13 protein-coding genes are annotated in these 17,631 nt (G+C 76.0%); 2 read left to right on the forward strand and 11 right to left on the reverse strand.

All coding sequences use genetic code 11. The annotated features are described in order from the left end of the window. Positions 1 to 2: 2 nt before the first annotated feature. The 6 genes from AB0D67_RS00100 to AB0D67_RS00125 form a co-directional block, all read right to left on the reverse strand. Entirely contained in the window at positions 3 to 728 is a 726-nt protein-coding gene (locus AB0D67_RS00100) for a hypothetical protein (RefSeq protein ID WP_362928095.1), read from the reverse strand. Then, a complete protein-coding gene (gene shc / locus AB0D67_RS00105) occupies positions 725 to 2,926 on the reverse strand; it encodes a squalene--hopene cyclase (RefSeq protein ID WP_362928097.1) in 2,202 nt (733 codons plus the stop codon). The genes AB0D67_RS00100 and shc overlap by 4 nt, the downstream gene beginning before the upstream one ends. Next, entirely contained in the window at positions 2,923 to 4,425 is a 1,503-nt protein-coding gene (hpnE, locus tag AB0D67_RS00110) for a hydroxysqualene dehydroxylase HpnE (protein WP_362928099.1), read from the reverse strand. The genes shc and hpnE overlap by 4 nt, the downstream gene beginning before the upstream one ends. Continuing rightward, entirely contained in the window at positions 4,422 to 5,237 is an 816-nt protein-coding gene (locus AB0D67_RS00115; protein ID WP_362928731.1) for a squalene/phytoene synthase family protein, read from the reverse strand. The genes hpnE and AB0D67_RS00115 overlap by 4 nt, the downstream gene beginning before the upstream one ends. Before the next feature lie 58 nt (positions 5,238 to 5,295). Next, the gene (gene hpnC / locus AB0D67_RS00120; RefSeq protein WP_362928101.1) at positions 5,296 to 6,201 is read right to left on the reverse strand and encodes a squalene synthase HpnC; all 906 of its coding nucleotides are present in this window, start codon (positions 6,199 to 6,201) and stop codon (positions 5,296 to 5,298) included. A 118-nt stretch (positions 6,202 to 6,319) separates the two neighbouring features. Next, entirely contained in the window at positions 6,320 to 7,174 is an 855-nt protein-coding gene (locus tag AB0D67_RS00125) for a polysaccharide deacetylase family protein (RefSeq protein ID WP_362928103.1), read from the reverse strand. A gap of 170 nt (positions 7,175 to 7,344) precedes the next feature. Here AB0D67_RS00125 and AB0D67_RS00130 point away from each other — a divergent pair, with 170 nt between their 5' ends. Next, positions 7,345 to 8,550: a hypothetical protein gene (locus AB0D67_RS00130; protein WP_362928105.1), complete on the forward strand. Its 1,206-nt coding sequence runs from the start codon at positions 7,345 to 7,347 to the stop codon at positions 8,548 to 8,550. Positions 8,551 to 8,678: 128 nt separating this feature from the next. Here AB0D67_RS00130 and AB0D67_RS00135 read toward each other — a convergent pair whose 3' ends face one another. The 5 genes from AB0D67_RS00135 to AB0D67_RS00155 all read right to left on the reverse strand — a co-directional run bounded on the left by AB0D67_RS00135 (position 8,679) and on the right by AB0D67_RS00155 (position 16,349). Next, positions 8,679 to 9,524 (reverse strand): DMT family transporter, encoded by an 846-nt coding sequence (locus AB0D67_RS00135; RefSeq protein ID WP_362928107.1) that lies wholly within the window; start codon positions 9,522 to 9,524, stop codon positions 8,679 to 8,681. A gap of 91 nt (positions 9,525 to 9,615) precedes the next feature. Further along, entirely contained in the window at positions 9,616 to 10,818 is a 1,203-nt protein-coding gene (locus tag AB0D67_RS00140) for an FAD-dependent monooxygenase (RefSeq protein WP_362928109.1), read from the reverse strand. Between the two features lie 281 nt (positions 10,819 to 11,099). Continuing rightward, positions 11,100 to 14,639 carry a BTAD domain-containing putative transcriptional regulator gene (locus AB0D67_RS00145; protein WP_362928111.1) on the reverse strand — a complete coding sequence of 1,180 codons (3,540 nt, stop codon included), beginning with the start codon at positions 14,637 to 14,639 and terminating at the stop codon, positions 11,100 to 11,102. Positions 14,640 to 14,863: 224 nt separating this feature from the next. Then, positions 14,864 to 15,490, reverse strand: coding sequence for a flavin reductase family protein (locus AB0D67_RS00150; protein ID WP_362928113.1), 627 nt, complete (start codon positions 15,488 to 15,490; stop codon positions 14,864 to 14,866). 463 nt (positions 15,491 to 15,953) lie between these two features. Next, the gene (locus tag AB0D67_RS00155) at positions 15,954 to 16,349 is read right to left on the reverse strand and encodes a hypothetical protein (protein WP_362928115.1); all 396 of its coding nucleotides are present in this window, start codon (positions 16,347 to 16,349) and stop codon (positions 15,954 to 15,956) included. Positions 16,350 to 16,441: 92 nt separating this feature from the next. On the opposite strand from AB0D67_RS00155, the gene AB0D67_RS00160 reads away from it, so the two are divergent. Then, positions 16,442 to 17,188 (forward strand): GntR family transcriptional regulator, encoded by a 747-nt coding sequence (locus tag AB0D67_RS00160; RefSeq protein WP_362928117.1) that lies wholly within the window; start codon positions 16,442 to 16,444, stop codon positions 17,186 to 17,188. Positions 17,189 to 17,631 lie beyond the last annotated feature (443 nt).

The raw sequence follows: 17,631 nt of genomic DNA on the forward strand, positions 1-17,631 counted from the left end.
GATCACCCCTCCCTGGATGTCGGAAACGGATGTTCTCCCCGGGGCGCGGAGCCGTCGTCCGCGCCCGGGTCTGTTCCGCGGCCGGCGTCCATGACGTGGCCGGCGCCCTCCGTACGGCGGGCGTCCGCCGCGTGGCCAGCATCCGCCGCGTGGCCGGTGCCGGAGGCGTGCGCCGCCCAGCGGGCCAGGGCCGGGCCGATCCGCCGCAGCACCCGGTACGCCACGACGCCGTACGCGGGAACCGCCCACGGCGACCGGGCCCCGGCGGTGTCGGCGATGACGCGCAGCGCCGCGAACGGCAGGCCGTTCGCGGCCTCCGCGAGCGGCCAGGTCTCCATGTCGACGGCCAGCGCCCCCCGCCCGGCGAGCAGCCCCCGTCCGGCTCCCGTCACCACGTGGTCGCAGGTCACCAGCGGGCCGGTCCGCACCGGCAGGCCGTACCGGGACAGTTCGGCGGCGAGGAACGACGCCGAGGGGCAGGGCAGCGCCCGCTCCCCGAAGCGGATCTCACTCGCGACCACCACGTCTCCCGCGCGCAGGTCCTCCGTGAGGGCGCCGCCGAAGCCGGCCACGGCCAGCGCGCCCGCGGACGGGAGCCGCGCCGCCGCCCGCTCGGCCCGCTCCGGCCCCATCCCGGTGCGGAGCACCAGCGCGTCCCCGTCCGGCAGGCCGTGCCGTACGGCCCGCGCCTCGATCCCCAGGGCGGTGCAGACCAGCAGGGCGATCACGACCGATCCTCCCCGCCGCCCGCGCGCCGATGCCGGCCCACCCCGTCCGGGGAGGATCCGCCTCCGGCGCCGGTCCGCCGCTCCCGGCGCGCGCCGTCCGGGGAGGGCCCGGCTCCCGCGTCCGCGCGCCGCTCCCGCCGCAGGTAGCGGCCGAGCGCGCTGACCGGGAAGACGAGCCGGTAGAGGTGGTAGTTGATGGAGAAGTCGCCGGGGAAGCCGGTCCCGGTGAAGTACGGCTCGTCCCACGTTCCGTCCGGCCGCTGGTGGTCGGCCAGCCACGTCACGCCCCGGTCCACCGCCGGCGAGCGCTCCCCGGCGGCGAGCAGCGCCAGCAGCGCCCACGCCGTCTGCGAGGGCGTGGACGCGCCGCGCCCGATCCAGGACGGGTCGGTGTAGGAACGGAGGTCCTCGCCCCAGCCGCCGTCGGCGTTCTGGTGGCGCTCCAGCCAGGCGACGGCCCGCCGGATCCAGGGGCCGTCCGGCCGCACCCCGGCCGCGACGAGCGCGGGCACCACCGCGCCGGTGCCGTAGACGTGGTTGACGCCCCAGCGGCCGAACCACGACCCGTCGGCCTCCTGCGCCCGCAGCAGCCACACCACGGCCCGCCGCAGGGCGAGGGAGCCGGGGGCCTCGTGGGCGAGCGCCTCGGCCACGTGGGCGGTGACGTCGGCGGACGGCGGGTCGATGACCTCGCCGAAGTCGCAGAACGGCAGCTTCGTGCACAGCACGCGGGTGTTGTCGGCGTCGAAGGCGCCGTAGCCGCCGTCGCGGGAGGCCATGCCGGTCATCCAGCGCACCGCCCGGTCGACGGCCGGCCGTGCCCCCGGGTGGCGCACCCGGCGCAGGGCGAGGATCACCTCGGCGGTGTCGTCGATGTCGGGGTAGCCGTCGTTGTCGAACTCGAACGCCCACCCGCCGGGCGGCAGGTCCGGCCGCCGCACCGACCAGTCGCCCGGTCCGCGGATCTCCTCGCCGAGCACCCATCCGGCCGCCCGGAGCAGGGCCGGGTGGTCGCCGGGCAGGCCGGCGTCCAGCAGGCCGTTGACCGCGAGGACGGTGTCCCACACCGGGGACTGGCACGCCTCCAGCCTGCGTGTCCCGGCCTCTCTGATCGTGAAGCGGTCGAGTCCCCGCACGCCCCTGCGCATCACCGGGTGGTCGAGGTGGTAGCCCTGGAGGTGAAGGGCCATCAGCGAGTACACCCACGGCGGCTGGATGCCGCCCCACGACCCGTCGGCCTCCTGCCGCGCGACGATCCACTCGGCGGCACGGCGCAGCGCGGCCCGCCGCAGGCCCGGGACGGGGTGCCGCTCGTACCGGCGCAGGACCCGGTCGAGCGCGGTGAACGCGGCCTCCCACCCGGGACGGGGCCGCCCGCCGGGGTCGCGGCCGGTGCGCAGCTCGGCCAGGCCGAACGGGAGCGGCCGGACCGGCCGGTGGGCGGCCACGACGGTGAGCGGCACGACCGTCTGCCGGGCCCAGCAGGCCCAGTCGTAGACGTTGAGCGGGAACCACGGCGGCAGGAAGATCATCTCAGGGGGGAGCGCCGGAAGCCGCTCCCACGGCCACCGCCCGAACAGCGCCAGCCAGATCCGGGTGAACACCCGGGCCGCCTCGACGCCTCCCGAGTCCCGGACGAAACCGGCCGCGGCCCGCATGTGGGCGGCGTCGGGCGGGTCACCGGCGAGGCGCAGCGCCGTGTACGCCTCCACCGTGGTGGACAGGTCGCCGGGCCCGCCGTGGAAGGTGGCCCACGTCCCGTCGCCGCGCTGTTCGGAGCGGATCCACCGGGCCGCCGCGGCGGTGTCCTCCTCGGTGCGGATGCCGAGGAACTCCCGCAGCAGCAGGTCCTCGGCGTCCATGGTCACGTTGGTCTGCAGCTCACCCTTCCACCACCCCTCGGGGGACTGCAGGCCCAGCAGGTGCTCGCACGCCGCGTCCAGGGCGAGCGCGGCGCGCCCGGCCGTCCCGGTCGTCCTGGCGGGTCCGGGCGTCCCGGGTGGTGCGACGGTCACGGCGGACGCGGCGATCACCGGGGCGGCGAGGGGCACGGCGGCTCCGGCGGCCGGGACGCCCGGAACGGTCCCGGCGGTCCCGGTGGCCCTGGCGGTTCCGGCGGTGTCGGCGGCTCCTGCGGTCCCGGTGATCCCGGTGGTTCCGGTGGCCTCGCCGGTGTCCCCGGCGGTCTCGGTGGTCATGTCAGGGTCTCCCGGTGGCAGGATGTCCGGGGAGGCCGGGCCGCCCGCCCGCCGAGGCGGTGTCCGGCCAGGCGGGCCGCGCAGAGCCCGCTGCGCACGGCGGCCTCCATGGTGTCGGGCCAGCCCGTGTCGGTCCACGCGCCGGCGAGGAAGACCCCGGGCCACCGGGTGGCGGCTCCGGGACGCAGCGCGCCGCTGCCGGGACGCTGGCGGAAGGTGGCGCGCCGCTCCCTGGTGACGAAGAAGTCGACGACCTCGGCCCGCCGGGCGGCGGGGAAGATCCGTTCCAGCGCGGGCTCGAACACGGCCCGCAGCAGCGCCGTGGGCGTGTCGATCCAGCGGTCCGCCGCTGACACCGACACGGCGAGATACTGGCCGCGTTCCAGCCCCGCCACCCGCGACCGGTCGAAGACCCACTGCACGGGGGAGCCCACGACCGCCGCGAACGGCGCCTCGGTGACCCGCCGGTCGTAGACGACGTGCACGTTGACGATCGGGCTCGCGTCCAGGCCGCTCCAGCGCCGGGCGCCGGGCACGGCCTCCTCGGGGAGCAGCGCCGCGGCCTGCTCGTGCGGCGTGGCCACGATGACGGCGGACGCCTCGATCCGCCCGCCGTTCACGGTGACCGCCGGACCCGGCCCGACGGCGGTGACCTTCGACGACAGGTGCACCGTGCCTCCGAGCCGTTCGACGGCGGCCCGCGCCGCGGCGCCGTGCAACTCGCCCAGCGGTACGGCGGGCAGCCCGATGTCGGCCGCGTCCGCCCGGCCGAACAGCGCCGTCCTGAAGACCATCGCGGCCGGCCCCAGGGCCACGTCCTCGACGGCGGCGTTCAGCGCCGCCATCGCGAACAGCTCCCACAGCGCCCGCCGCGCGGCGTCGCTCTGCCCGTGGGCGGCCAGCCAGCTCCCGAGGTCGGTCCGGTCCATCACGGGGTCGGCCGGGTCGAGCCGGCGCAGGGCCAGCGAGGCCCGCATCGCGCGCAGCCGGTCGGCCGGTCCCAGCAGCCGGTACCGCGCCAGCGCGGGCAGCAGGTGGAACGGCCCCGGCAGGGCCGCGCGCCGCAGCCGCCCGGACCGCCCCCAGGGGGTGAGCACCGGCACGTCGAACCGTTCCTGCAGGTGCACCAGCCCGGCGCCGCCGAGCCGCTCGAGCAGACCCCGGTAGGCCGTGCAGCAGCGCAGGAACACGTGCTGGCCGTTGTCGACCGTCAGATCGCCGCGGGTGAAGGAGCAGGTCGCGCCGCCCAGCCTCGGCCGGGACTCGAACAGGGTCACGCGGTGGCCGGCCTCCCCGAGCGCGACGGCGGCGGCGATGCCCGCCAGGCCGCCGCCGACGACCACGACGGGGGCGCCGCCGCTCACCGGACCGCTCACCGCCGGAGGGCCCCACGCCGGGCCGTCCGGGCCGTCCGGGGCGTCCGGGCCGTCCGGGGCGTCTCCTCCGGGACCGCCCGTGCCGTTTCCGGCGGGACCGCCGGGCGCCGTACCGCCGCTCACCGGACCGTCCCCGCGAGCGCGCCCGCCGCGACCATCGCCTTCCGCCAGGGAGGCAGTGACAGCCGCGCGGCCAGCGCCCCGGCGGGGTCCGCCGCGATCCGGCCGAGCAGGCACCGGTAGATGCCGGCCATCGCCGCCGTGCACGCCGCGCTGCGCCCGTCCAGTACGGCCAGCAGGCGCATGCCCTCGGCGAACCAGGAGCGGGCCCGGTCGGCCTCGAAGCGCACCAGCGCGGCGAGCCGGTCCGGCGGGTCGGTGAGCCCGCCGGAGGAGTCGACGTCCAGGGTGCACCCGAACCGGTCGAGGTCCTCGGCGGGAAGATAGATCCGCCCGGCCAGCCGGTCCTCGCGCACGTCCCTGAGGATGTTCGTGATCTGCAGCGCCACCCCCAGCGCGTCGGCCAGCGGCTCGGCCTCACGGAGGTCCCGGCCGTCCTGGACGCCGAAGACGCCGAGCGACAGCCGCCCGATCGACCCGGCGACGCACCGGCAGTACGTCAGCAGTTCCTCGAACCGCGCGTAGCGCGTCCCCCGTACGTCCGCGGCGCACCCGTCGATCAGATCCCCGAAAGCCCGCAGGGGGATGGGGTGGTGCAGCGAGGCGTGGCGCAGCGCGACCAGGACCGGGTCCTCGGGACCGGGCGGAGGCCAGCCGGACGCGGAGCGCACCGCGTCCAGGGCCGACCGCGCCTCCCGCAGCCGCGCGAGACGACGCCCGGCCGGCTCGTCCCCGTCGGCGATGTCGTCGATCCGGCGGGCGAACGCGTAGACGGCGCTGAGCGCGTGACGCTTGGGCGGCGGCAGCAGCCGCATGCCGTAGAGGAAGTTGCGCGCCTCCCGGCCGACGACCCGCTCGCAGTGCCGGTAGGCGTCAGGGACGTCCACGGCCGTTCCCCCCTCGCATGCCTCGTGCCAGGATGCCCGTCCACGCCGAGAGGATCCGGACGCGGCGCGGGCGCACCGTCCGCCCGACGACGTCGTGACCGGCCCGTCTCAGCGCCGCGACGGTGGCCCTGCCGCCCGCGACGTAGCCCGCCACGGCGACACGGGCGGCGCCTCCCACCGAGGCGACGAGCGGCTCCCCCTCGTCGAGCAGCCGTTCGGCCCGCGTCGTCTGGAGGGCGACGACGCCGCGCAGCCTCGGCGGGGTGGTCTCCCCGGCGAGGTCGTGCTCGGCGCAGCCGAAGCGGCGCAGGTCCTCCTCCGGAAGGTAGACGCGGCCCCGCGCGTGGTCCTCGCCCACGTCCTGGCAGTGCTCGACGATCTGCAGCGCCGTGCAGACGCGGTCGGACAGGGCCATCCGGCCTGCGGTCGCCAGGCCGAAGACGTGCAGCACGATGTGGCCGACGGGGTTCGCCGACAGTTCGCAGTAGGCCAGCAGGTCCTTGAACGTGCCGTACCGGCCGACGGTCTGGTCGCGCCGGTTGGCCTCGACCAGCCGGTGGAACGGTTCGGCCGGGACGGCGCGGGCCTCGACGAGCGGCGCCAGGGCGCGGACGACCGGCAGGCGGGGGAGCCGTCCGGCGTACAGGAGGTCGAGGTCGGCGTCGACCTCGTCGAGCAGTCGCAGCGGGTCGCGGACGCGGCCCTCGTCACCGGCGTCGTCGACGAACCGCGCGAAGCCGTACACCGAGAGGAGGTGGCGGCGGATATCGCGCGGCAGTACCAGTGCGGCCACCGGGAAATTCTCCCCGTGCGTTTTGGGCGTGATGCCCGCCGCATCGCCCTCCCCCGAATGCATGAACAGAGGATGTCCCCCGTCGTGCAGGGCAAACATGGGCTTTCGGGCTATTGATGTTTACCGGAAATGAGGTGGGAGAGCGTTTGATGTTTTGCCCTTACCTAGTCATTGGAAAGCGCAGGGCTTTTCCTTCCGAGTGATAGTTGGTGGATTGTCATGAAAGTCGTTCCAGGAAGTCCGGGGTGTTTTCCGCGTCCGCGCCGTCCGTGTCGCCGGCGTGAACCGCGTCTCCCGGCACGGTGGTCTCGGAGGGATCATGGAGGACCGGACGGCGGCGGCCGGCGCCGCCGGAACCGCTGACGCCGTGGTCCCTCAGCGGCCCGACCCGCAGCCCCGCGGAACGGCAGCGTCCCACCAGCTCCGGCAGGGCGCCGAGCCCCGAGCGCCAGGAGCCGGGGGCGGAGGTGCGGTCGGAGTCGTGCAGCAGGAGCGTGGCCCCGCCGCGCAGGCCGGGGGCCAGGGCCGCCAGCACGGAGGACGGCGTCGCCGACCGGGTCCAGTCGCGGCCCCAGGCGGTCCACAGCACGGGGCGAAGGCCCGATGCCCGCGCGGCGACCAGGGCCTCGGCGCTGAGCGCGCCGTAGGGCGGCCGGTACCAGGAGGGGCGGACGCCGGTGACGTCCGCCACCAGCCGGGCCGTCCTGCCGATCCCGGCCGCGGTCCGGCCCGGCGGGGTGACGAGGGCGTTGCCGTGGTGCCAGCCGTGCACCGCGATCTCGTGGCCGTCGGCGGCGACGCGCCGGCCCAGCCCGGGATGGCGTTCGAGCATCTCGCCGAGCACGAAGAAGGTGGCCCGGCAGCCGAGCCGCGCCAGCTCGTCGAGGAAACGCGGGGTGGAGTGCGGGTCGGGCCCGTCGTCGAAGGTCAGGGCGACGTGGCCGGGCGTCCCCACCCCGGCCAGCCCCGGCAGCAGACGCCGTACGGCGGGCAGCCAGGTCGCCGCCGGTCCCACGTGGAGCAGTGCCAGGCCCGCGACCGCCAGCGCGGCCCGGCCCGGCGCTTCGGACACACGCGAGGCCGGCGTGGCACGGCCCGCCTTCCCCAAGCCCGTCATCCCCGAGCCCGCCTTCCCGAGACCCGTCCTCCCCAAGCACGTCCTCCCGCGACCCGGTTCACCGGAGCCGGCCGGGACCGGCGCGGAACGTCTCACCCCTCCGAGTCTGCGCGAGAGGAGGCGCGATGCCAACGCGGCGCACGGTGCTGATCCTCAGCGCCGGCATGGGCGCCGGGCACGACGCGGTCGCCGCCGAACTGGCCAGGAGGCTGGAAGCCGGGGGCGTCGCCGCCGAGGTGGCCGACGTGCTGGAACTGCTGCCGCTGCGGCTGGGGGAGGGGATGCGCCGCTGGTACGGCTGGATGATGCGCTCGGCCCCCTGGATGTACGCGCTGATCTACCGGGTCTTCTTCGCGCCCGGCCGGAGGCCCGCACGGAACGGGACACCCGTGGCGGGCGGGGTGTCCGTACGGAACGGGACGGTCCCGGTGTCGCCGCTGACGCTCCTGGCCGCGGCCGGGCTGCGCCGGCTGGTACGCCGCAGGCCGCCGTCCGAGGTCGTCTCGACCTTCCACCTGGCCGCGCAGGCGGCCGGTCACCTGCGGCGGCGCGGCCTCCTGCGGGCGCCCAGCACGGTCCTGTTGACCGACTTCGCGGTGCACCGTCTCTGGCTGCATCCGGGCAACGACCGCTACCTGTGCCTGGATCCGGCGACCGCGCGCGCCGTACGGGCCGCGACCGGGCGCCCGGCCGCCTGCCACGCCCCCGTGGTGCGTCCGGAGTTCCACCGCCCCGGCGCCGGCCCGGGTTCCGGCTCGGGCCCTGACGCCGGCTCCGCTCCGGACACCGGTTCCGGCCCCGGTCCCGGTACGGTGCGGCTCCCGCCGGGCGTGCCGGCGGGGGAGCGGCTGGTCCTCGTCTCGGCGGGCTCGTGGGGCGTGGGGGAGGTCGAGGAGACGGCCCGCGTCCTGGCGGGTTCGGGACGGTACGTGCCCGTCGTGCTGTGCGGGCGCAACCGGGAGCTGCGCCGCCGCCTGGCACGCACCGGGATCGCCCTCGGCTGGTGCGACGACATGCCGGGGCTGATGGCCGCCGCCTACGCGCTGGTGGACAACGCGGCGGGCCTGACGTGCCGGGAGGCGATGGCGGCGGGGGTGCCGGTCGTCTCCTGCCGGCCGATCCCCGGCCACGGCAGGGACGGCGTCCTGGCCATGGCGAGGGCCGGGCTGAGCGTGCACGTCCCCGGCCCCGGGGAGCTGCCGGCCGCGCTGGACCGGCTGGCGTCCGACGGGGAACGCGGCCGCCGGGTGGTCCGGGCGGCGGCGCTGTTCGCCGCGCCGTCCGCCGAGTCGTTCTTCGGCCTCGTGGATCCCCTCGGCCCGGGACGCTGACCGGCGCGCCGCCCTGGGAAGCGCGCGTCCGGCTCGGTCCCGGAGCACCGGTGTCCGGTGACCGGCCGCGGCCGTCGCTCACCGGCCGTCGTTCACCGATGCCGGAGGGCCGGTCGCCGGCGTACGGCTCAGCCCTGGATGAACCGCGAACGGGCCAGCCGTACGGTGCCGTAGAGGATCAGTCCCAGACCGGCCAGCTCCGCCACGACCCACGGGCCCAGCCGGATCGCCTCGTCGAACAGCGCGACGCCGTACACGATGCTGATCACCGGGTCGACGACGCTGAGCGCCGGCTGCACGACCACCAGGGTTCCGCTGCGCAGCGCCTGCTGCAGGAGCACCACGCTGACCAGGCCGGCCACGACCATGGCGTACGGCGGCCAGGCGGTCAGCACCCCCGCTCCCTCCCTGGAGAAGACGTGGGTGCTCTGCTTCATCAGCGTGGCGGTGAAGGCGAACCCCAGCGCGGAGGCCGTGCCGAGCAGGGCCGCGCGGAGCCGCCCGCGGGAGACCCTCGCCGCCGCGAGGAGGGCCCCCGTCGCGAGGACCGTCGCCACCACGGTGACCAGCCAGTCGGCCGGGCCGGGATACCTCAGGCCGGGCGACGGGGCCGCGGCCGCCAGCAGGAGGGCGAGCCCCCCGGTCAGGGAGCCGATGGCCAGCCACGTCCCCAGGTCCGGCCTCATGTCGAAGACCTTCGCCGCGAGGGCGATCGTGAAGGGCAGTTCGGTGATGAGGAGGGGCTGCACGAGTGTGAGACCGCCGTTGTCCAGTGCGGAGGCCTGGAAGAGGAAGCCTCCGATGAGCGCGCCGATGCCGCCCAGCCACACCGGGGTCCGCACCAGTCTCCAGGCCAGCGCCAGGCCGGACACCCCGCTCTCCGGGAGGGCGCGCGCCGCCTGCCGCTGCAGCACCGACGCGGCGGCGTTGCACGCGGCGGCGCACAGGGCCAGGACGACCGCGATCACCGGCATCCCGCGCTCCGGCCTCCGGCCGCGCGGCGACCGGGACCACCGGGCCGCGCCGTTCGCTCCATGATGATTTGGTACCCAGGGTGATGCTTGGTCACAGAAAGTAGTTCTTCAGGGTGATCGCCTCGGCCGTCCTGCGGGCGCCCCTGGCGATCATCCCCTTCCACGGCACGTACGGCAGCAGCCGGTAGTTCTGGCTCATGAACCAGGCGACGAAGCGGTTCTCCGGGACCATCACCTTCGCGGTCCCCTCGGCCCCCTTCTGACAGCCGTCGGCGTAGCCGCGCATCTCCTCCTCGTAGCGGGCGAACGCCGTACGGTGGTCGCCGCCGGCCGCCGCCAGCTCCCCGGCCAGGACGTACGCGCCGACCATGGCCAGGCCGGTGCCCATGCCCGACAGCGGCGAGGGGCAGGCGGCGGCGTCGCCGAGCAGCACGGCCCGGCCCCGCGACCAGCGGTCCATCCGGACCTGGCTGATGGAGTCGAAGTAGAAGTCGGGAGCGTCCCACATCGCCTCCAGCAGCCGCGGGGTCTCCCAGCCGACCCCGGCGAACGTCTCGGCGAGGATCTTCTTCTGCTGCCCGGTGTCGTGGCGGTCATAGGGCGCTTCCGGCGAGCCGAAGTAGAACATGGCCTTGGCCTCGGTGTTGTTCCGGGCGCTGTAGAGGCCGACGAGCCTGCCGGGGGAGTTGTACATGTGCCCGGTGTGGTCGAGTCCGAGGAAGTTCCCGGTGGTGAAGACCGCGCAGTGCAGCCCCAGGTCCTTCACGTACCGCGCCTTCGGGCCGAAGGCCAGCGAGCGGACCGTCGAGTGCAGGCCGTCGGCGCCCACGACCAGGTCGAACCTGCGGGGCGCGCCCCGCTCGAAGGTGACTTCGACGCCGTGGTCGTCCTCGGTCATGGAGGCGATGGAGTCGCCGAAGACGTACTCGACGTCGCCGGCGGTGGCCTCGTACAGGATGCGGGCCAGGTCGCCGCGGAGGATCTCGATGTCGCCGCTGAAGAGGTCGGCGGGCATGGAGACCAGCTTCTTCCCGGACTCGTTGACGTGCCACATCGCGCCCATGTCCGTCCGGGCGCGCTGGACGTCGTCCAGGATGCCCATCCGCTCAAGGACGGTCAGGTGGGCCCGGCCGCGGAAGTCGACCGCGTAGCCGCCGTCGCGCAGCGCGGGCGCCCGCTCCACCACGGTGGGGGTGAAGCCGTGGCGGCGCAGCCAGTAGGCGAGCGCGGGGCCGGCGACGCTCGCGCCGGAGATCAGGACGTTCTTGTTCTTGAGTCGCGAAGTGGTGTTCATGACGGCAAGCCTGTCCGGGGGCGCTCACCGCGCCCTCACCTCCGCCTCACCGCCTCCCGCCGCGCCTCACCGGCCGCTCACCGGGGGCTCCCGGCAGACTCACCGGCCGGTTCGCCGAAGGTTCACCGGCAAGCTCCCCGGCCGGCTCGTCGGAGGCTCCCGGCAGACTCACCAGCGCCCGCCGCCGGTCCTCACCCGTCACCCGTCGATGACCGTCGTCCGCCCGCCGTTCCGGCGCGTCCCGCGCTCCCGGCCCTCGGTCTCAGTCCCGGCCCTCGGTCTCAGCCCTCGGAGGCGGAGCCGAGGACCGGCGAGGAGCGGATGACGTGCTCGGAGACCCCGACCAGGCGCAGCGCCTCGTCCGGAGCCAGCCGCAGCCCCTCGCGGTGGGCCGCCTCGTACGCCCGCTCGCCCAGCGCGTCCCGCGCGGCGGCCGCCGTTCCGGCCGCGTCCGGGTCCCCGCCGGCCGTGACGCCGCGCAGCGCGGCGGCCGCGCCGAGCAGCCGGGCCGCCGCGGCGGCGTCGCCCTCGGCCAGCGCGGCCCCGGCGAGGCACTCCACCGCCCGCGCGCCGTCGGGAATCGGCCCCGCGCTCACCGCCAGCTCGACGGCCTGCCGGTACCGCGCCCGCGCCTCGGCGATCCGGCCGAGGCCCTCCTCGACCCGGCCGAGCCCGACGAGCGTGCCCACGCGGTTGCTCAGGCTCCTGACCCAGTGCGGGTCGAAGCGCTCCAGCGCCTCCTCGTACAGTCTCCGCGCTCCGGCCGGGTCCCCCTCCAGCCGGGCGATGTCGCCGAGACCGCGCAGCGCGGCGGCCAGGCAGGTGGGGCTGCCCGCGCGGCGGGCCAGTTCGGCGGCCCGCGCGTAGTCGGCGCGCGCGCCGTCGAGTCCGCCGTCCGGCGGGCCCTGGGCCGCCCGCCCCTCCACGGAGCGGTGACCGCCGGACCCGGACTCGGATCCGGACCCGGACCCGGGGACAGGGACGGACTCGGATCCGGCGGAGCGGGCCAGGCGGACCCGGTGGTCGCCCCGGTTGCACAGGAGGTCCGAGGCGTCCTCGTCCGCTCCCAGTTCCTCGGTGAGGGCCAGCGCCTCGTCGGTCAGCGCGATCGCCCGCACCGGGTCGTCGCACCACCCGGCCAGTCCCGCCAGCGCGTCCAGGGCCAGCGCCCTGCCCCAGCGGTCGCCGAGCGCCCGGAAGGCGTCGGCGGCGGCGGTGAACTCCCGCTCGGCCTGGGCGAAGTCACCGGTCACCATCTGCGGGTAGCCCCAGACCAGGCGGGAGGCCGCCCGCTCCCAGGGATCGGGGGCGGTCCGCCCACGGACGATCACGGTGAGGGCGGCCTCCACGTCCTCGCCGGATCCGCCGCTGTTGAGCATCGGCCACAGGAACGCGACGAGCGGGTTGCGCCGCGGCCGGTCCGGACGCAGGACGATCGCCTCCGCGGCTCTCCGGTGACGCTCCCACGCATCCCTGCCGACCTCGCCGGCGGCGGCGGTGAGCGCGCACATGACGTAGTCGTCCCCGAACGCCGGGTCGGGGTCGGGTCCGACCGCCTCCAGCAGCGCGACGGCCTGCGCCGTCATCGAGGAACGCATGCCGCGCATCCATAAATATCCGGACATGGCCCCTAGGAGGCCCAGGCCGGTCCCGATCTCTCCGGCCTCGACGGCCCAGCGCAGCGCCGCGTGGAGGTTCTCGTGCTCGGCGATGAGGACCTCCATCCGGCGGAGCTGCCCGGTGCGCAGCAGGCCGGGCGCGGTGTCCCTGACCAGGTCCAGGAAGTGGCCGGCGTGCGCCCGCCGTACGGCCTCGGCCTCTCCGGCCTCCTCCAGCCGCTCGGCGCAGTAGGCGCGGATCGTCTCCAGCATGCGGTAGCGCCCGCCGCCGGACTCCAGAAGGGACTTGTCGGCCAGCGAGTCGAGCACGTCCTCGGCGTCCTCGATCCCGCAGACGCGCCCGGCGGCGCGGGCGGTCGCGCCGCCGGAGAAGACCGTCAGCCGCCTGGCCGCGACCCGCTCCTCCTCGCTCAGAAGGTCCCAGCTCCACTCCACGACCGCGCGCAGCGTCCGGTGCCTGGCGTCGGCCGTGCGGCTGCCGCGTGTCAGCAGGCGGAACCGGTCGTCCAGGCGGACGGCGATCTCCGTCACGTCATGGGTGCGGGTCCTCGCCGCGGCCAGCTCGATCGCCAGGGGCAGGCCGTCGAGCGCCGCGCAGACGTGCCGCACGGCCTCCGCCTCCGCCCCGATCCCGGTCCCGGTCCCGGTCGCAGTCCCGGCTCCGGTCCCGGCCGCGCTTCCGATCCCGGTCCGGGGCCCGGTCGCAGTCCTGGCTCCGGCTCCGGTCCCGGCTCCGGTCCCGGCCTCGCTCCCGGTCTCGTTCCGGGCGAAGCCGGGCCGTACGGCCGCGGTCCGGTCGACGAACAGGCGCGCGGCCTCCTCCGGCGCCAGCGGGCGGACCGGCCACAGGTGCTCGCCGGTGATGCCGAGCGGTTCGCGGCTGGTGGCCAGGACGCGCAACCCGGGGCAGGCGGCCAGCAGACGCCCGGCCAGCTCGGCGACGGCCGCGACGACGTGCTCGCAGTTGTCGAGGACCAGCAGCGGCGGCCGATCGGCCAGCGCCGCGGCCAGCCGGGACAGGGGGGTCGCCCCGGCCGGTACGGCGAGCAGCCCGCCCTCGCGCAGTCCGAGCGCGCCGAGCAGGGCCCGTGGCAGCTCCGCGCCGTCACGCAACGGCGCCAGCTCGACGAAGCAGACGCCGGACCGGCCGCCCACCGCCTCGACCGCGAGGCGGGTCTTGCCCGCGCCGCCGGGACCGAGCAGGGTGACCAGACGCGCGGAGTCCAGCAGCCGGGTCACCTCGGCGAGGTCTCCGGCGCGGCCGACGAAGCTCGTCAGCTGCGCGGGCGGCGCGGACGGCGCGGGCAGGACGGACACGGGGCCGGGCGCGGCGGGCGGGCCGGGCACAGGACCGGATGCGGCGGGCGCGGGCGGCCCCGGCACGGCGGGGGCGGACGGCTCCGGTGCCGTGGACGCGGGCGGGCCGGGCGAGGGCGCGGTGGGTGTGGACGGCCCGGGGGCGGCGGGCGTCTCGCCCCGGAGGATGGACCGGTGGATCGCGGACAGCCCGGCGGAGGGGTCGGCGCCGAGTTCGTCGGCCAGCAGCCGCCGGGTCTCCTCGAAGGCCACGAGCGCCTCGGCCTGCCTGCCGTCGGCCGCGAGGGCGCGCATGAGCAGGCCGCGCAGCCGTTCCCGCAGGGGATGCCGGTCCGCCAGTTCCCGCAGCTCCGGTACGGCGGAGCGGTGCCCGCCCAGGCGCAGGTCCGCCTCGATCCGATCCTCCAGCGCGCCCAGCCTGCGCTCCTCCAGCCGCGTGACCAGCGCCTGGACGGACCCGGCCGAGGCGGCGTCGGCCAGCGCCGGGCCCCGCCACAGGTCCGTGGCCTCGCGCAGCAGCGCGGCGGCCCGCGCCGGGTCCCCGGCCGCGAGCGCCCGCCGTCCCTCTTCGGCCAGCCGCTCGAAACGGTGCGCGTCCACGTCGCCGGGGCCGGCCGCGAGCCGGTAGCCCGGCGGGGCCGCCTCGATCACCGCGCCGGGACCCAGGACCCCGCGCAGCCGGGAGATCTGCGACTGCAGGGCGTGCCCGGCGCCGTCCGGCGGCCGCTCGCCGTACAGGTCGTCGATGAGGCGGTCGGCCGCCACCGCCTCTCCGGGCCGGGCCAGCAGCAGGGTCAGCAGCGCCCGCCTGGCGGGCCCACCGAGGTTCACCTCGGTCTCGTCGTCCCGCCACGCCCGCGTGGTCCCCAGAATCCCGAATCGCACCCGGCAATTGTCCCCGTCCTCCGCGGATGCCGGGAGCGGTGGTGGACATCGGGGCGCGGAGGCCGGGGTGGAGGGGCGCCGGCGGAGGGCCGTCCGGAGTGGAGGGCGTCGGCGGAAGGGCGTCCGGGGTGAGGGTGTCCGGAACGGAGGGGCGCCGGCGGAGAGGTGTCCGGGGCCGAGGTGTCCGGGGCCGAGGTGTCCGGGGTGGAGGGGCGTCAGGGGCGTCAGGGGCGGAGCTCGCCGTAGCGGCCCCGGAAGAACACCAGCGGCCCGCCGCTCGCGTGGACGTCCAGGTCACGCACCCGGCAGACCACGATCATGTGGTCTCCGGCGGGATACTCGACCTCGACCGAGCAGTCGATCCAGGCCAGCGCCCCGTCGAGCACCGGGTTGCCCGCGGGGGAGGGGGTCCAGTCCAGGCCGGCGAACTTGTCCCCGCCGCTGGCCGCCAGGGCGTCGCAGACCGGCCCCTGGTGCTCGGCGAGCACGTTGACCGTCAGGACGTCGGCGGCCCGCAGGTGCGGCCAGCTCGTGCTGGTCCTGCCCACGCAGAAGGCCACCAGCGGGGGTTCGAGGGAGACGGAGGTGAAGGAGCCGACGGCCAGGCCGTGCGGGCGGCCGCCGGGGGCGAGCGCGGTGACGGCGACCACGCCGGTGGCGAAGTGACCCAGCACCGAGCGGAACCGCCGTTCGTCGACGTCCCGCGGACGGCTTCCCGCCCCTCCGGCCGTTCGCGGGCCGCCGTGCGTCTCCGGGCCGCCGGGTGCGCCCCACCGGCCGGGCGTCCCGCCGGGTGCGTCGCGGGACGTGTCCCGGTCGCCTGGCGGGTCCTGGGGAAGGCCGCTGTGCATGCTGACTCCGTCGAGGCCGGCCCCGCGTCCCTCGGGGGCGGCGCGTGGGCGGCGGCCCGGCTCCGGTGCCCGGGTCGCGTAGGAGCCCATGTTCGCATCCGCGGCCCCGGACGCGCGCCGGGCCCCCCGGGCTCGCCTGGCCCTCCGGATCTCCGCCATGGACGGCGGGGCGGACGGCGGCATGACCGGGCCGGGACCGTCCGCGGCGCGGGGACCCGTGCCGGGGACGCCTTCACCGGGTGTGTCCGCGGGGACGCCCGGAGCGGGGGACGCCGACGCCGGGACACCCGTGACCGGGGACACCGTGACCGGGGACACCGGGGTAGGGGGACGCGGGACGGAGGGGGGCGCGGCGAGGGGTGTGGGATGCGCGTCCTGGCGGGCGTGGGGGACCCGCCAGGACGCGCCCCGTTCCGGCGCGCCGTCCCGAGGACCCCGGCGAGGGTTGGGGTCCTCGGGCCGTTCACTCGCGCACGGAGTAGGCGACGGGAGAGGCGGGGGCGCGAAAGCCCGTCCTCTCCCGGACGGGGGCGGCGGACGCGGGTCTCCGGTAGTGCAGGGAGATGACGCGGGCCGCCCCCGCGGGATCGTCGGCGGGGTGGCAGGTCTCGCGGCCTTCCTCGTCCCAGACGAAGAGCCCGCTTCTGCACCAGACGGTCAGGTCTGCCTGGACCGAAAGGACCGACATCCCGTTCCCGTTGCTCTGGTAGGTGTGGGTGAACCCCTGGCGGTGCAGCGCGTAGCGCAGTAAACGCGTTGCCTCGCGGGGTTCGCGCCAGGGCACATATGGCGCGTCCGCGGGGACCGGCAACACCCGGACCTTCACCCCCTCGCCGACCTTTCGATGGATTTGTACCAACGATTGGATGATGCGGGTTGCGGGAGGTTGGGTCAAGGGCCGGTTTCCCGCTAGAACCAGATCGTCTAGTTTGTTGGCACAAAGGGGACTTAATGCCACGGTCAACGCTGTATCAGCAGGTGGCCTCCGAGCTCAGGAGGACCATCTACTCCGGTGCGCTCGGACCGGGGGATCAGCTGCCGACCGAGGCGGAGCTCATGCTGGCCCATCAGGTGAGCCGGAACACCGTGCGGCTCGCCCTGGGCGAGCTGGTCAACGAGGGCCTGGTCACCCGCACCCCGCGCCGGGGGACCGTGGTCAGGGAGCGCCGTCCGCTGCTCATACATCCCCAGCGCGAGCTGCGGCCCCAGCCGGGGGAGACCCGCGAGGCGTTCGCCTGGGCCGTCTCCCAGGAGGGCCGCTCGCCCGGCCAGAACATCGAGGTCGCGATCGTGCGGCCGGCCGAGGAGATCGCCAGCAGGCTGGAACTGGCCGACGACGAGCACGCCGTGGTCCGCCGCCGGCTGCGGTTCGTGGACGGCCAGCCGTACAACACCAACGACTCCTACTTCCCGCTGGAGCTGGTCTCCGACTCCGAGATCGCCCGCCCCGGCGACATCACCCGGGGAGGCAACCGGGTGCTGGAGGAGCTCGGCCACCCCCAGGTCCGGGTCGTGGACGACATCTGGGCGCGCATGCCCACCAGCTCGGAGGCGGACCGGCTCCAGCTCCAGCAGGGCACGCCGGTCATCGTCTACGTCCGGGTCGGCTACGACCCCTCCGACACCCCGGTGCGGGTCGCGGTGTCCGTGCTGCCAGCCGACAAGCATCTGATCAGGTACGAGCTGGAAAGCCGTTGACGCCTCCGTGACCGCCCTGACGGGGCGGCTCCAGTCCCGCCCGCCCCACGGGCGAGGACCGGGCCGCGCCCGCGGTCCCGGCGTTCCCTCTCCTCTCGCTCCTCTCGCGTACGGCCCCATGGACCACCACCGGCTCCGCTGCCCGGCCCGTCGCCGTCCCGTTCACGCGGACCACCACCGGTTCGCCTTCCCGGACCACCACCGGTTCGGGCTCCCCGGCCGCCGCCGTCCCGGTTGCGGGCGCGGCCGGTCCGTCCCCGAGGGCCACCGTCCTCCCGGGCGCCGCCGGCGCGTCTCCGCCGGGGCCCGTTCCCGGCCCCCCTCCGCGTTCCCCTTACGCGTCTTCGACCCCTAGGCGTTCCGCCTGGCCGGACACGGTCGCCGTACGCCATCGGACCGGCACTTTCCGTGTCCACTCATTCACCCATCGCAACGAAGGGATG

The organism is Streptosporangium sp. NPDC048047, assembly GCF_040653115.1.
In the GTDB taxonomy this organism is placed as follows: Bacteria; Actinomycetota; Actinomycetes; order Streptosporangiales; family Streptosporangiaceae; genus Streptosporangium.

What these genes read in the sequence shown, in the direction of transcription:
- AB0D67_RS00115 (WP_362928731.1), bottom strand. Translation starts at nt 5,237, where the DNA reads ATGCGGCTGCTGCCGCCGCCCAAGCGTCACGCGCTCAGCGCCGTCTAC.
- AB0D67_RS00140 (WP_362928109.1), bottom strand. Translation starts at nt 10,818, where the DNA reads ATGAACACCACTTCGCGACTCAAGAACAAGAACGTCCTGATCTCCGGC.
- AB0D67_RS00160 (WP_362928117.1), top strand. Translation starts at nt 16,442, where the DNA reads ATGCCACGGTCAACGCTGTATCAGCAGGTGGCCTCCGAGCTCAGGAGG.
- AB0D67_RS00135 (WP_362928107.1), bottom strand. Translation starts at nt 9,524, where the DNA reads ATGCCGGTGATCGCGGTCGTCCTGGCCCTGTGCGCCGCCGCGTGCAAC.
- AB0D67_RS00130 (WP_362928105.1), top strand. Translation starts at nt 7,345, where the DNA reads ATGCCAACGCGGCGCACGGTGCTGATCCTCAGCGCCGGCATGGGCGCC.
- hpnC (WP_362928101.1), bottom strand. Translation starts at nt 6,201, where the DNA reads ATGTTTGCCCTGCACGACGGGGGACATCCTCTGTTCATGCATTCGGGG.
- shc (WP_362928097.1), bottom strand. Translation starts at nt 2,926, where the DNA reads ATGACCACCGAGACCGCCGGGGACACCGGCGAGGCCACCGGAACCACC.
- AB0D67_RS00150 (WP_362928113.1), bottom strand. Translation starts at nt 15,490, where the DNA reads ATGCACAGCGGCCTTCCCCAGGACCCGCCAGGCGACCGGGACACGTCC.